Source organism: Aminobacter aminovorans, from assembly GCF_900445235.1.
Classification (GTDB): domain Bacteria; phylum Pseudomonadota; class Alphaproteobacteria; order Rhizobiales; family Rhizobiaceae; genus Aminobacter; species Aminobacter aminovorans.
In genome coordinates, this window is the sequence record NZ_UFSM01000001.1 from 48,115 (window position 1) to 61,272 (window position 13,158).

A 13,158-nucleotide genomic window follows, 5' to 3' on the forward strand; every position below is an offset into this window, starting at 1 on the left:
CCAGAATTCCGGCGCCGCAGGGGCGTTCTAAATAACGTTTTCGGGCGTTTGGCACGCAAAACGCGCAGGGTCAATTCGTCGAATGTTGCAAGGCAGCAATGATTTACTGACCTCGCCGCTGCAAATCGATTTAGCCGTCAAACGGCTATCCGGGGCCGGCCACTGGCAGTGGCAAGCACATGAGCCTCGATGAACATGCGCTGGCTTTCGACCGTCGAGACCTTGAGGTCGATCGCCACATCGATCTCGGCGGCATCGGTGCCGGCGTCGCGGGCTCTTCCGGCAACGATGGCGCGCGCTTCGGCCTCCGCCAAAGCCATTGCCGCCTCCTCGTCGGTGAAGTCGCGCAGCAATTCACCGACCGCGACCCGGAACAGGCCCTCCTTGGGCTGGCTGACACGCGCCTCGGCCGTCACGCGGACCTGGCCGACCACGGCACCCAGCGCATTGGCGACGTCGGTATCCTCGGGCACCACGCATTCATTGCCGACCAATGGCGGCAGGCCGGCATAATGCAGCGGGGCCGAGGCACCGAGACCGATGACCGGACGGTCGAGCGCAACCGTGAAGCGAGCGATACCGGGATGGGCGTCGACCGCGCGCTGTACCAGCGCGTGTGCCACGGTTGCAGCACCGTCGAGCCCGTCCTCGGCGAATGCGGTTTCGAGGATCACCTCCGCCGACAGGCGGGTCAGCGTCGCCAGCACGCGTTCGGCAATCGCCTCCGGGCTCGCCGCGATCGGCTGGCCGCGACCGTCGCGCTTGCGGGCGAACAGCTCGGCGCCGAGCCTTGCCGCCGCCTCGTCCCAATTGGCCTGGCGGCCAAGCACATGGGCGGCATCCGAAGGCGTGAAGCCACAGACATGGACAAGCCCGCGCGACACCAGCCGGTTGAGCGTGGCATTCTGGGCGTTGGAGGTGAGCAAACGGTCGATCGGCTGCGGCACGCCGGTAATCTGGTCGTAGAGCTTTGCCTCCGGCGCGGTCAACCCTGCCGCCAGTTGCTCGGGCACGCCGGTGCGCACAGCGAAACGGCCATCCATGCGTCCGGGATTGGGGGCGCGCAGCTGGCGTTCCAGCTCCACAGTCACAGCCTCGCCATGGACCATGCCGGCAAGCGCCAGCGGCACAAGGCGGCGCGGGCCGAGCGACATCTTCGGCTTCAGCCCGCCTTCCTCCAGCGCCACCTCGGAATCGCCACCGAGGCCGAAGGTGCGCATTGCGACAGCCTCGACCATGGTGCGGAAGCCGCCGACGGTGGCGCCCTCGGGATCGAGGCGTGGGCGGCCGTGGTCGAGTACGGCGACATCGGTGGTGGTGCCGCCAATGTCGGAGACAACTGCATTGTCGAGCCCGGTCATGTGACGGGCGCCGACGAGGCTGGCAGCGGGACCGGACAGGATTGTCTCGATCGGCCGCTGGCGGGCGAATTGGGCAGACACCAGCGCGCCATCGCCGCGCACCACCATCAAGGGCGCGTTGATCTTGCGCTTGTCGAGAAACCCTTCGGTCGCGGCGACGAGGCGGTCGATCATCGAGATCAGGCGGGCATTAAGCAAGGTAGTCAGAGCCCGGCGCGGGCCGCCGAGCTTGGCCGACAACTCGTGGCTGGTGGTGACTGGCATGCCCGTCGCCTCGCGGATGAGGTCGCGGGCGGCGATCTCATGGGCCGGGTTGCGGGTGGCGAAATAGGCGCAGACGGCGAAACCCGAGACGGATTTCGCCAATTCCGGCAAGGCCGCTTCGAGGGCTCCGAGATCAAGCGTGCGGGCGTTGCCGTGGACGTCATGGCCGCCCTCGCACAGCACCAGCGGGTCGGTGCCGAGCGCGGTCTTCAGCCCGTCGCGGGCGAGGTCGGCCTCGGAGAAGCCGATCATCACCAGCGCCACGCGCCCGCCCTGGCCCTCGACAAGCGCGTTGGTGGCAAGCGTCGTCGACATCGACACCAGCTTGATGGCGGCGGGATTGACGCCCGCCTTGTCCAGCACCGCGTCGACCGCGCCCGCAATGCCGACAGCCAGGTCGTGGCGGGTGGTCAGCGACTTAGCCTTGGCCAGCACCTTGCCCTGCGGGCCATGTGCCTCGGACCACAGCACGGCGTCAGTGTAGGTGCCGCCGGTGTCGATCCCGAGATAGAGGGGGCCGAGATTAAGGGGATGGCTGGCGTGCATGCGCTGATGTTCCGGACTTGGTGGGCTCCGTCCCGCTTAGCCGATATCGCCCGCAAAGCAAAATTGGCCAGTTGCGGCCAAGCAGGGGGGCAGCCCAAGGCGCTTCCCCATTTTCTGCCTGCCTCGTGCCGCGCACGCCTGTCTCGCGACGAAGCCTGCCCTCCGCTATGGCTCCGGGCGCTTAGCCGTTTGCCAAGCCAAATCGTTGGCTTGTCATCGACCTTCGGTCGACCACGACACGCTCTTGTGGGTGTTGTCGCACCAGGGCTTGTTGGCCGACTGGCCGCAGCGGCAAAGCCAGACTTTTGTCGCGCGGTCGATCGTGTGGCCGGTGCCGGTGACGATCTCGACATTGCCCTCGAGCTTGAGGTTGCCATTGGCCTGCGGCGTGACGACCAGCGGGCCGTCGCGGACGGCGAGCGGCTGGCTTTCCTTCAGCGCCGGCTCGCCGGTCGCGGCAAAGCCGGTCTTGGTGTGGCTGCCGTCGCAGAACGGCTTGTTCTCAGAGGCGCCGCAGCGACACAAGGTGGCGCGATGGAAGGTCTCGCCATTGAAGACGATCTCGGCATGCAGGGCGAGCGGCCCGTTCTCGCGGATGCGAACGGTGTTGACCACCGGCGGCGCCTCAGCCGGCCCGCCATCCCTGCGGCGATAGGTGATGGCGCCCGAAGGACAGCTTTCGGCGATCGCCACGATCTGCTCGACAGACGCCGCGTCGGGATGGATCCACTCGCCCGGCGCATTGGGCTCGAAGACATGCGGATTGGCGAGAACGCAGTTGCGCGAATGGATGCAGCGACGACCGGAAAAACCGACATCGATCTTCTCGCCCTCGACCATGCCCTTGGCCATGTATTTCGCGGCCTCCGTGGATATGGGTGGAGCTTATCGTTACGGCGTGCGCTGGCAAGGGCTGCTTGCGCTAGACGCAGATTCTGAGAGCTTGCGTTCCTTCGCCCCCCTCTGGCCTGCCTGCCATCTCCCCCACAAGGAGGGAGATCACGCTGTCATCGTCGCCGCGCCCAATCGCTGAGACAGTAAGCTGAACCCCCGCAGTCTTGCAGGACTTGCGCCGCCGGCGACGCGACTAATCTCCCTCCTTGTGGGGGAGATGCCCGGCAGGGCAGAGGGGGGGTGCGAAGAAACACTACCAAGCAGGAAATAGCGCAGGAGCCTACGGGACAAGATCGTCCGTCAGCCCTGCGAAATCTGCTCGTCCTGCTCGACCGTCAGCGGTTTCACTCCTGCCGGCAGCGGTTCGACGGCAGGCTGCACTGCCGCCGGCGGGGCGGCGACGGGTGCCGGGGGCACCCTAGCGCGGGCAGCGCAGGCGGAGAGGATTGCCAGGGCAAGGAAGGCGGCGAGCAGTTTCATGGGGCGGGCGTTAAGGGCAAGGTGTGGCGGGATCGCGGCAGCAGATGAGCCCGAGGTACCGGCAAGGTCAAGCCATCGCTTGCCGGCCCTCGTGGGCAGCTGCTGACAGAAGCCTGTCAGCAGGGGTCTGCTATTCCTGGGCAAACCAAGGGAGGATGGCATGAGCGGCTTTGACGACTTCGATTTCCTGATTGGCGACTGGACGGTGACCAACGAACGCCTGCGCGAGCGGCTGGTGGGGTCAACCGAGTGGGAGACTTTTTCTGCCTTCTCGCACATCGAAAAGGTGATGCAGGCACCCGACGGCACGTTCGGCGGCAATCTCGACCAGATGACGGTGCCAGAGCGCGGCTTCACCGGCATGACGCTCAGGCTCTACAACCCCGAGACAAGGCTGTGGTCGATCTACTGGAGCGACACAAAGAGTTACCGGCTGTTCCCGCCGACCGTCGGGCGGTTCGAGGACGGCCGCGGCATCTTCCATGGCGACGATATCGAAGGTGGTGTGCCGGTGCGCGTGCGGTTTCTATGGACTCCGGGTGCAAGCCCGCGCTGGGAACAGGCAATGTCCAGGGATGGCGGCGAGACGTGGGAGCTTAACTGGGTGATGCGGTTTGGGAGGTAACGATCGACCCCCTCATGTTGCGTATCCGTGATGGCCGACACGATGGTTTGCGCCGCCCCTCATCCGGCCCTGCGGGCCACCTTCTCCCCTTGAACGGGGAGAAGGGAAAAAGCGTTGATCGCCTGCCTCAGAGTCCGATCTTCTCCGCCGGCGGCCCCGGGAAGCGCGCGTAGTCCGGGGCGCCTTCCGGCGTGCCGAGCAAATCACGCACCGCGCGGACGCCCTGGTCGATCGCCGAATGGGCGTAGGCGTAAGCGCCGCTGTCGGCGTTGGCGATTGCGATGCGGCCCCAGGGCTTGCGCGCGGCTTCGATGGGCAGCGGGCCATCGGGCCAGAAGCGGTCGCCCGGACGCATGTATTCGTAGGCGTAGCCGTGCGACCAGCGATTGCAGGTGATGGCCTCGATGTCGCGGGCGGGGTCGAAGCCGCCGCCTGACAGGGCGCGGCCGAGCAGATCGCGGATCGAACGTTCCATTTCCTCGAAGCTCAACGTCAACAGCGCGCGCCGCCCGGCCAGCGCCTGTTCGCGCGGGGCAAGGCCCGGGCTGGTCATCACCTTGGACAAATGCAGGACGACAGGATCGCCCGGCTTGTCAGCAAATTTGTAGGCGCCCATCGAAACGGGAAAATCGATGTCGGCACCGCTCCAGAAATCGCCGCGCGCCCTGAAGCCGTCGATCTTGAGCTTGTCGAATGCCTCCCAATTGCGGAGCTGGACGTTGGTGTAGATCAGCGGCACCTTCTGCTGGTCGTTGAGGGCAGCTATCTGCTCAGTGCCGAGTTCGTTGGTGAGATAGGGAATGACGCGGTGCCAGCAGGCGAGCACGACGTGCCCGGCCTTGACGCTGACCGGCTTGCCCTTGATATCGGCATAGGTGACGGCGACCGAACCGGCACTGTCTGGGGCGCCATCATGCGCGACCTTGACGACTGTCGAATTCAGTCTGATGCGGACAGGGTTTTCCGGCTTGTCGAGGGCTGAATAGTCGACGGTTTCGGTGACCAGATCTTCCATTGTCGTGCCAGCGAGCGCGCTTGGCACCAGCGCGCGTACCAGAGCGCGGGCGATGCCGGCATTGCCGTCGGGGAAATGGTAGATGTAGTCGTCGGGGTCGGTGAAGGCGAGACGGCCGGACGGGCTGTTGTATTTCGACACGGCTTCGCCGAGATCCATGCTGTCGAAGCCCGGATTGCCGTTGGCGCGCGCGTCGAGCGCGCTCGCGGCATCGATGCCGACGCCGAAATAGCCGTTGGTGGAGGTCGCGAAATAGTCGGCGACCTCAGGGTCGACCTTGGCGTGGTCGAGCAGGAACGCCCTGTAGGTGATCTCCGACAGCTTCTCCAGGCGCTGCTCGCGGCTCAGGCCGGGCAGATAGTCTCCGGGCGCTTCCATAAGCTGGATCAGGTCGGCCTTGGCCTTGTCCTTGAGCGGCGTCTCGGCCACCCACTCAGCCGGCTTGCCCTTGCGGATGACCAGCTTGTCTTCGCCCCACTGCTCCTTCGAGAAGAAGATGGCGCCCGTAAGCCCGCGATCGTCGGACCATTTCTGGTCGTAGAAGGTTTCGAAGCGTTTCGGCTCGATGCCGATGTCCGCGAGCAGCGCGTTGACGGCCGGGCTGAAGTAGCTCGGCGTCTGCATCGACTGGCTGCCGCCATAGCCGATGAGTTTGGCGCCGTTCGAGGCGGTGAATTCGTTGCGCATGGCGTGGCCGCCAAAATCCTCGAGCGGATCGATGATCAGCACGCGCTTGTCGAGGCCGGCCTGCTTGCGGAAGGCGTGAGCGGCGGCAAGGCCCGAAATGCCCGCACCTACGACCACCAGGTCGTAGCTCTCGGCGCTATCAGTGACCGGGCCGGCATCGGACCAGTAGGTGCCGTCGCGGACGGCATGCATGACATTCTGGGCAGCATCGGTCTGGCCTCGCAGGCCGCCAGCGGCGGGCGGGTAGGCAACGGGGCCGGCTTGGGCATGCGCCCGGCCGGGGCCCATGGCGCGCAACGCCAAGGCACCGCCGATCGCCATCGCCACGCCGTCCATGAAATCGCGCCTGGATATGGCGCGATCCATACCCAGTTTCTTGTCCTTTTCAGTCCAGTTCATGATGTTCCCTCTGGCAGAATGCGAGGGAAGGCTAGCCATCTTCACGATGTCAGTAAATCGACAGAACAGTCGAAGACGCGTGGCGACGAATAATTCGACGCTGCGGTGCAATACGGTTTTGCACTGCAGGATGACTTCGGATGGATGCCCCGATTGCCGAAGGGCGAGGTAAGCCGGGGGCACGATTCGGCGCGCGGCGTTGATAATTTTAGGAGCTGGCGCAGAGTTTGCGCCGCCCCTCATCCGGCTGCGGGCCACCGCCCTACGGTATGGCTCCGGGCGTTTGTCGCTTCAGTCGACACATCATTGTCGACTGAAGCGACCGTTGGCTGGGTCCTCCTCCCCAGTGAACGGGGAGAAGGAAAAAGAGAACGTTAGTTGTCGCCCATCTTGAGCGCCTGGATGAAGGCTTCCTGCGGGATATCGACCTTGCCGAACTGGCGCATGCGCTTCTTGCCCTCTTTCTGCTTCTCGAGCAGCTTGCGCTTGCGGGTGACGTCGCCGCCGTAGCACTTGGCGGTGACGTCCTTGCGTAGGGCGGAAATCGTTTCGCGGGCAATGACCTTGCCGCCGATCGCCGCCTGGATCGGGATCTTGAACATGTGCTGAGGGATCAGCTCCTTCAGCTTCTCGACCATGACGCGGCCGCGCTTTTCGGCGGCGGTGCGGTGGACCAGCATCGACAGCGCGTCGACCGGCTCCTCGTTGACCAGGATCGACATCTTGACGAGGTCGCCTTCGCGATAGTCGGTGAGGTGGTAGTCGAACGAGGCGTATCCCTTGGAGATTGACTTCAGCCGGTCGTAGAAGTCGAACACGACCTCGTTGAGCGGCAGGTCGTAGACCAGCATGGCGCGCTTGCCGACATAGCTGAGGTCGGCCTGGATGCCGCGGCGCTCCTGGCACAGTTTCAGGATCGAGCCGAGATAGTCGTCAGGGGTGAGGATGGTGGCACGGATCCACGGCTCCTCGATCGCAGCGATCTTGACCACGTCGGGCATGTCGGCGGGATTGTGCAGTTCCTTGACCGAGCCGTCATTGAGGTTCATGCGGTAGACGACGCTGGGGGCGGTGGCGATGAGGTCGAGGTTGAATTCGCGCTCGAGCCGCTCCTGGATGATCTCGAGGTGGAGCAGGCCGAGGAAGCCACAGCGGAAGCCGAAGCCGAGTGCGGCCGAGGTTTCCATCTCGAAGGAGAAGCTGGCGTCGTTGAGGCGGAGCTTGCCCATGGCAGCGCGCAGGTCTTCGAAGTCGGCGGCGTCGACCGGGAACAGGCCGCAGAACACCACAGGCTGGGCCGGCTTGAAGCCCGGCAGGGCCTTGGCGGTCGGGCGCTTGTCCTCGGTGATGGTGTCGCCGACGCGGGTGTCGGCCACTTCCTTGATCGAGCCGGTGAAGAAGCCGAACTCACCTGGGCCGAGCTCGTCGACCTGGATCATCTTGGGCGTGAAGACACCGGTGCGCTCGACCAGGTACTTGGCATTGGTCTCCATCATGCGGATGGTCTGGCCCTTCTTGAGCTTGCCATCGATGATGCGGACCAGAACGATGACGCCAAGATAGGTGTCGTACCAGCTGTCGACCAGCATCGCCTTGAGCGGCGCCTCGGCGTCGCCTTCGCGCGGCGGCGGCAGCTGGGTGACGATCGCTTCCAGAACGTCGGGAATGCCGAGACCAGTCTTGGCCGAGATGTAGACGGCCTGCGATGCGTCGATGCCGATGACTTCCTCGACCTGCTCCTTGATGCGCTCGGGCTCGGCAGCGGGCAGGTCGATCTTGTTGAGGACGACGACGATCTCGTGGTTGTTGTCGATCGCCTGGTAGACGTTTGCCAGCGTCTGCGCCTCGACGCCCTGGCTGGCGTCGACGACGAGGAGCGATCCCTCGCAGGCCGACAGCGAGCGCGAGACTTCATAGGCGAAGTCGACGTGGCCGGGCGTGTCGATCAGATTGAGGATGTAATCCTCACCATTGTTGGCGCGGTAGTTGAGGCGAACGGTCTGGGCCTTGATGGTGATGCCGCGCTCGCGCTCGATGTCCATGTTGTCGAGGACCTGCTCGGTCATCTCGCGCAGTTCCAGTCCGCCGGTGGACTGGATCAGCCGGTCGGCAAGCGTCGACTTGCCGTGATCGATATGAGCAACGATGGAGAAATTGCGGATGTGGTCGAGCGGTGTGGTCATGCGCCGCGCTTTAGCAGGGGCGGCAAAGCTTAACAAGCAGGGCGGTTAACAAGCAGGGAAAACGCAGCGCGGCTTTGCGCCGGCCTTTGCTACCAGCGCAACGCGTAGCGCCCAGCGATGGCGCCGACGGCGGTCAGGATGGCGATGGCCAGCGTGTACCAGGTGGCGACGAAGAACGGCGAGTCATCGAAGCAATGCGCGGCATAAAGCGTGGCGGCAAGGCCGCCGGCAAGCAGGCCGCAGGCGGCACCAGCGAGGCTGGGACGCGTCGGCGCGCCCTGGCGCATGGCGGTGAGCAGGACCGCGAGCGGGCCGAGGCCGATGAGCGGGATCAGCGTCAGGCAGATACGGGCATTGGTACCGACGAGCCTTGTCGCCCATTCGGCCGACGGGATTGTGGTGAGCTCGACGAGGATGGCGCCGAGCAGGATGGTCGGCGCCACGGCGAGCAGGCCGAGCCGCATGCCGAGGCGTGCACCGGGGCGGGCAAGGCTCAACGCCAGCGCGGCCGTAGTGCCAACCAGCGCCAGGGTGACGACGAATTTGAGCAGGAAGCGCCAGGTTTCGGCGGCGGCGGCAAAATCGGCGCGCGGGCCGGCGACGATGGAAAAGACGATAGCGGCAATGACGCTCGCCACGACGAAGGCGGCGAGCAGCAGTGTGCCGAACGAACGCCGGGCTGCTGCCGCGTCGCAGGAAATCGCCTTGATGAGATCCTTCGTTTCCATTTCCGTTCCGTCAGTCCTGTGTGAAGCGACGCGCGATCGCCTTGAGGCCGCGATGCAGTGCCACCCGCACGGCCGTCTCCGTCATTCCAAGCGCATTGGCGGTTTCGCCGATCGAAGCGCCCTCGACCGAAACCGAGGCAACGACACTGCGCTGCACCGGCGCCAATCCGTCGAGCGCACGGCCGATGTCGCGCTCGCCAACCTCTTCCCGTTCGGGCTCGGCAAGGGTTTCGGCAAAGTCTGCGATATCGACTTCGATACGCTTGCCGCGACGGCGGAAAGCGTCGATCAGCTTGTAGCGGGCGATGGCGTAGACCCACGGCGTCACCGCCTCGTCCTGACGCCATGTATGACGCTTCAGATGAATCGCGAGCAGAACCTCCTGCACGACATCCTCCGGGTCAACGCCACCATGCACGATACGCCTGCGGCAGTATCCGCGCACCAGCTGGCTCACGCTTTCGAGAAACATCGCGTAGGCGCTGTGGTCGCCTGAAATTGCCGCCCTGAAAAGCCGGGCGAGTTCGGCATCATCCGTCCTCGTCAAGCTTGGCTTCCTCCTCTACGTCGAAACAAAGCATTTTGTTACTTCGGGCGACGCAGAAATATCCTCACATCACCGGTCAACTTACTCACGAAAGCGTGTTCTTTGACTGCGTAACGAACGGCGAGACGCTGGCGAAGTCGTCGGCATGGGATGCGGAACGCTTCCCTGTCAATCCTTTATCAGGAGAACATGATGAATCGCCAGACCCTCGCGCTCGCCCTTGCCGGCTCGCTCGCCACCGCACTGACCTCGTCGGTCTTTGCCGCTCCGCTGCCCGCCGAAAAAATGGTCGGCATGGAAAAGTGCTACGGCATTTCGCTCAAGGGCCAGAACGATTGCGCCGCCGGCGCCGGCACCACCTGCGCCGGCACCTCGACCATGGACTACCAGGGCAACGCCTGGAAGGCCGTGCCGGCCGGCACCTGCACGACGATGGACGTCGGCGGCCACAGGGGCATGCTCGAACCGGCAAAGATGTAAGGCGCCGGAGCTGACGCAAACGGGGCCCGGTGCGCCGGGCCCCTTCCCGCCTGCCGATCAATCCGAGCGACCACGATGACATTCGCAATCGACGGTGGCGCAGCTCTGCCCGCCCGTGCAGGCCTTGGCCTCAAGCCAGAACATCTCGATGAGATCCTGACGACCGCCCCCGATGTCGGCTTCTTCGAGGTCCATGCCGAAAACTACATGGGCGACGGCGGCGCGCCGCACCGCGCGCTGGCGGAGATCGCCGCGCGCTATCCGCTGTCGCTGCATGGCGTCGGCCTGTCGATCGGGGCCGAACGGCCGCTCGACAAGGCGCATCTGGCGCGGCTGACGAGGCTGGTCGAGCGCTATCGGCCGCAGTCCTTTTCCGAACATCTGGCCTGGTCGACACATGCGAGCGGCTTTCTCAACGACCTGCTGCCGCTGCCCTACACAAAAACGACGCTGGAGCGCGTCAGCGCCCATGTCGATGAGGTGCAGCAGGCAGTCGGACGGCGCATACTGCTGGAAAACCCCTCGACCTATATATTGTTCGAAGACAGCACGATCGACGAGATCGACTTCCTCGACGCCATCGCCGAGAGGACCGGCTGCGGACTGCTGCTCGACGTCAACAACGTAATGGTGTCGGCGGTCAACCACAGGCTCGATGCCTGTGACTACGTCGATCGCTTTCCAGTCGAACATGTCGCCGAAATCCACCTCGCCGGTTATGACGAGACAGTCGATTGCGCCGGTGACCGGCTGCTGATCGACGCGCACAATTCGACAGTCGCCGACGACGTCTTTTCGCTCTACCGCCGCACGATCGGTCGCACCGGCCCGGTGCCGACGCTGATCGAATGGGACAATGACGTGCCGGCCTTTGCGGTGCTGCTGGCTGAAGCGACGCGCGCCGAGGTCGTGCTCGACGAGGCCGTGCGGTGGCGCAATGCGCAGTTCTCCAGGCGGGCCTGACGATGGACCAGGACAGTTTCACCAGGGCCCTGCTCGATGCCACAGAACCGCTGCCCAGCGGCGTGACCAGCGCGCGCGGCGAGGCCGACGCGGCGCGGTTCGCGGTCTACCGCAACAATGTCGCGGTCTCGCTTTGCACGGCGCTGAGCCAGCGTTTCCCTGTCGTTCAGCGGCTTGTCGGCGCCGATTTCTTCAACGGCATGGCGCGGGCCTACATTGCAACGGCGCTGCCCGACAGCCCGCTGATGTTTGCCTATGGCGACAGCTTTCCTGATTTCATCGCCGGCTTCGTCCCTGCCGCCGCCCTGCACTACCTCGCCGACACGGCGCGGCTCGAGGCTCAATGGACCCGCGCCTACCATGCCGCCGACATGCCCCCTCTGGCCGTGGAGGCACTGGCGGCATTTGCGCCCAAATTATTCGGCATGACCACGCTCACCCCACATCCGGCGGCAGCATTGGTGCGGTCGGACTATTCCATCGGCACGATCTGGCAAGCCCACCAGGGCGGCGAAGTTCGGGTGCAGACGGTCATGGCACGGGAGAGCATCGTGATCACCCGCCCGGACATCACCGTACAGGTGCATGTCATCGCCGAAGCGGATGCGGTCTTTTCGGCAGCACTTTTGCGCGGCCAAAGCATCGGCGAGGCCGCGGCGGAAGCATTCGAGACGGATCCGGCATTCGACTTCGGCCGCGCCATCGTCGGCCTGGTGTCGCTCGGAATGTTTGCCGGCATGGCCGACCAATAAGGAGACATCGAGATGACTGACATCAACCACGCGCCGATGGCGCACAAGGCCGGCTTGGGTATTGCAATCCGGCGCATCGAGGCCGTCATTGCAGCGATCCCGGAGGCGCTGCCGTTGCTGGCGCTGCGCGTCGCCATTGCCGTACCGTTCTTCAAGTCGGGACTGACCAAATGGGACGGCTTCCTGACGCTGTCGAACGGCGCGCGTTATCTGTTCACCCAGGAGTTTTCGCTGCACATTTTCGGTAACCAGTATCCCTATCCTGCACCCATCCTGATGGCGACGCTGGCCGGCATCGGCGAGATCGTGCTTCCTGTGCTGCTGGTGCTGGGGCTTGGCACGCGCTTTGCGGCACTCGGCATCCTCCTGATGACGGCGGTGATCCAGCTGACCGTGCCGGAGGGCTGGGCCAACTTCCACCTTCCCTGGGCCGCGATGGCGCTGGCGCTGGCCGCCTATGGCGGCGGACAGCTTTCGCTGGACAGGCTGGTTGGCCTTGGCGCACGCAAAAACTGAGGCGGTGGCGGGCTTGCGCGAGACACACGCTGTCGGCTGTTGACGCCGCGGGGAACGCACGCTCCTATACCGCCCGCAGCGAGGGGACGCTGTGGACTGAAGGAGCATGTCATGCCCGAAAAGGCTCATAGCGACGAGGGTTTGACTGCCGAGGCGCGGCCCGCAACCAAGGAAGACGCAGCTATCCTGGCCAAGCTGGTCAACATGGCCGGCGATGGGCTGCCGCTCTATCTCTGGACAAAAATGGCCGAGGACGGCGAGGACCCCTGGGAGGTCGGCCGGAGGCGGGCGCAACGCGAGGAAGGCAGCTTTTCCTACCGCAACGCCGTGGTGCTGGAGCATGGCAAGGTGATTGCCTGCCTGATCGGTTATCCGATCGTGCCTTCGCTGCCCGACCCCGACACGCCTGCAATGTTCGTGCCGTTCAATATGCTGGAGGCGCTGGCCGTCGGCAGCTGGTACGTCAACGTCATGGCGACGATGCCCGAGGCACGGGCGCGCGGCTACGGCTCGCGGCTGTTGGCCATGGCCGATACCATCGCCGAGGCGACCGGCTGCACCGGCACCAGCCTGATCGTTTCGGACGCCAACACCACCGCCCGGCACCTCTATGAGAGCGTCGGATATCGCGCGATCGCCTCCGAGCCGATGGTCAAGGAAGGCTGGACCGGCGCTGGCGAGAACTGGATGCTGATGGTCAAGCCGTGAAGGGTTTCCG

Annotated in this window: 13 protein-coding genes; 6 read left to right on the forward strand and 7 right to left on the reverse strand. The window is 64.8% G+C overall.

Going from position 1 to position 13,158, the window contains the following annotated elements; all coding sequences use genetic code 11:
* Positions 1-137: 137 nt before the first annotated feature.
* The 3 genes from DY201_RS00225 to DY201_RS28660 form a co-directional block, all read right to left on the reverse strand.
* Complete coding sequence (locus DY201_RS00225; protein WP_115729353.1) at positions 138-2,171, reverse strand: hydantoinase/oxoprolinase N-terminal domain-containing protein; 2,034 nt, start codon at positions 2,169-2,171, stop codon at positions 138-140.
* A 213-nt stretch (positions 2,172-2,384) separates the two neighbouring features.
* The gene (locus DY201_RS00230) at positions 2,385-3,023 is read right to left on the reverse strand and encodes a CDGSH iron-sulfur domain-containing protein (RefSeq protein ID WP_115729355.1); all 639 of its coding nucleotides are present in this window, start codon (positions 3,021-3,023) and stop codon (positions 2,385-2,387) included.
* 342 nt (positions 3,024-3,365) lie between these two features.
* Positions 3,366-3,545: a hypothetical protein gene (locus tag DY201_RS28660; RefSeq protein ID WP_131922376.1), complete on the reverse strand. Its 180-nt coding sequence runs from the start codon at positions 3,543-3,545 to the stop codon at positions 3,366-3,368.
* Between the two features lie 160 nt (positions 3,546-3,705).
* Here DY201_RS28660 and DY201_RS00245 point away from each other — a divergent pair, with 160 nt between their 5' ends.
* Positions 3,706-4,170 carry a hypothetical protein gene (locus DY201_RS00245; RefSeq protein ID WP_165915963.1) on the forward strand — a complete coding sequence of 155 codons (465 nt, stop codon included), beginning with the start codon at positions 3,706-3,708 and terminating at the stop codon, positions 4,168-4,170.
* Between the two features lie 127 nt (positions 4,171-4,297).
* Here the strand turns inward: DY201_RS00245 and DY201_RS00250 are convergent, their stop codons facing one another.
* The 4 genes from DY201_RS00250 to DY201_RS00265 form a co-directional block, all read right to left on the reverse strand.
* A complete protein-coding gene (locus tag DY201_RS00250) occupies positions 4,298-6,271 on the reverse strand; it encodes an FAD-dependent oxidoreductase (RefSeq protein WP_115729359.1) in 1,974 nt (657 codons plus the stop codon).
* Between the two features lie 374 nt (positions 6,272-6,645).
* Positions 6,646-8,454 carry a translation elongation factor 4 gene (gene lepA / locus DY201_RS00255; RefSeq protein ID WP_115729361.1) on the reverse strand — a complete coding sequence of 603 codons (1,809 nt, stop codon included), beginning with the start codon at positions 8,452-8,454 and terminating at the stop codon, positions 6,646-6,648.
* Between the two features lie 89 nt (positions 8,455-8,543).
* The gene (locus DY201_RS00260; RefSeq protein ID WP_115729362.1) at positions 8,544-9,182 is read right to left on the reverse strand and encodes an NrsF family protein; all 639 of its coding nucleotides are present in this window, start codon (positions 9,180-9,182) and stop codon (positions 8,544-8,546) included.
* Positions 9,183-9,192: 10 nt separating this feature from the next.
* Positions 9,193-9,729, reverse strand: a complete 537-nt coding sequence (locus DY201_RS00265; protein WP_115729364.1) for a sigma-70 family RNA polymerase sigma factor — start codon at positions 9,727-9,729, stop codon at positions 9,193-9,195.
* Positions 9,730-9,921: 192 nt separating this feature from the next.
* Between DY201_RS00265 and DY201_RS00270 the strand changes: the two genes are divergently transcribed.
* The 5 genes from DY201_RS00270 (at position 9,922) to DY201_RS00290 (ending at position 13,148) form a co-directional block, all read left to right on the forward strand.
* Positions 9,922-10,209 (forward strand): BufA1 family periplasmic bufferin-type metallophore, encoded by a 288-nt coding sequence (locus tag DY201_RS00270; protein WP_115733497.1) that lies wholly within the window; start codon positions 9,922-9,924, stop codon positions 10,207-10,209.
* Positions 10,210-10,284: 75 nt separating this feature from the next.
* On the forward strand, positions 10,285-11,172 hold the full coding sequence (bufB, locus tag DY201_RS00275) for an MNIO family bufferin maturase (protein ID WP_115729366.1): 888 nt from the start codon (positions 10,285-10,287) through the stop codon (positions 11,170-11,172).
* A 2-nt stretch (positions 11,173-11,174) separates the two neighbouring features.
* Positions 11,175-11,924, forward strand: coding sequence for an HvfC/BufC N-terminal domain-containing protein (locus tag DY201_RS00280; protein WP_115729368.1), 750 nt, complete (start codon positions 11,175-11,177; stop codon positions 11,922-11,924).
* Positions 11,925-11,960: 36 nt separating this feature from the next.
* Positions 11,961-12,440 carry a DoxX family protein gene (locus DY201_RS00285; protein WP_425358749.1) on the forward strand — a complete coding sequence of 160 codons (480 nt, stop codon included), beginning with the start codon at positions 11,961-11,963 and terminating at the stop codon, positions 12,438-12,440.
* A 111-nt stretch (positions 12,441-12,551) separates the two neighbouring features.
* Positions 12,552-13,148 (forward strand): GNAT family N-acetyltransferase, encoded by a 597-nt coding sequence (locus DY201_RS00290; protein WP_115729371.1) that lies wholly within the window; start codon positions 12,552-12,554, stop codon positions 13,146-13,148.
* Positions 13,149-13,158: the final 10 nt, after the last annotated feature.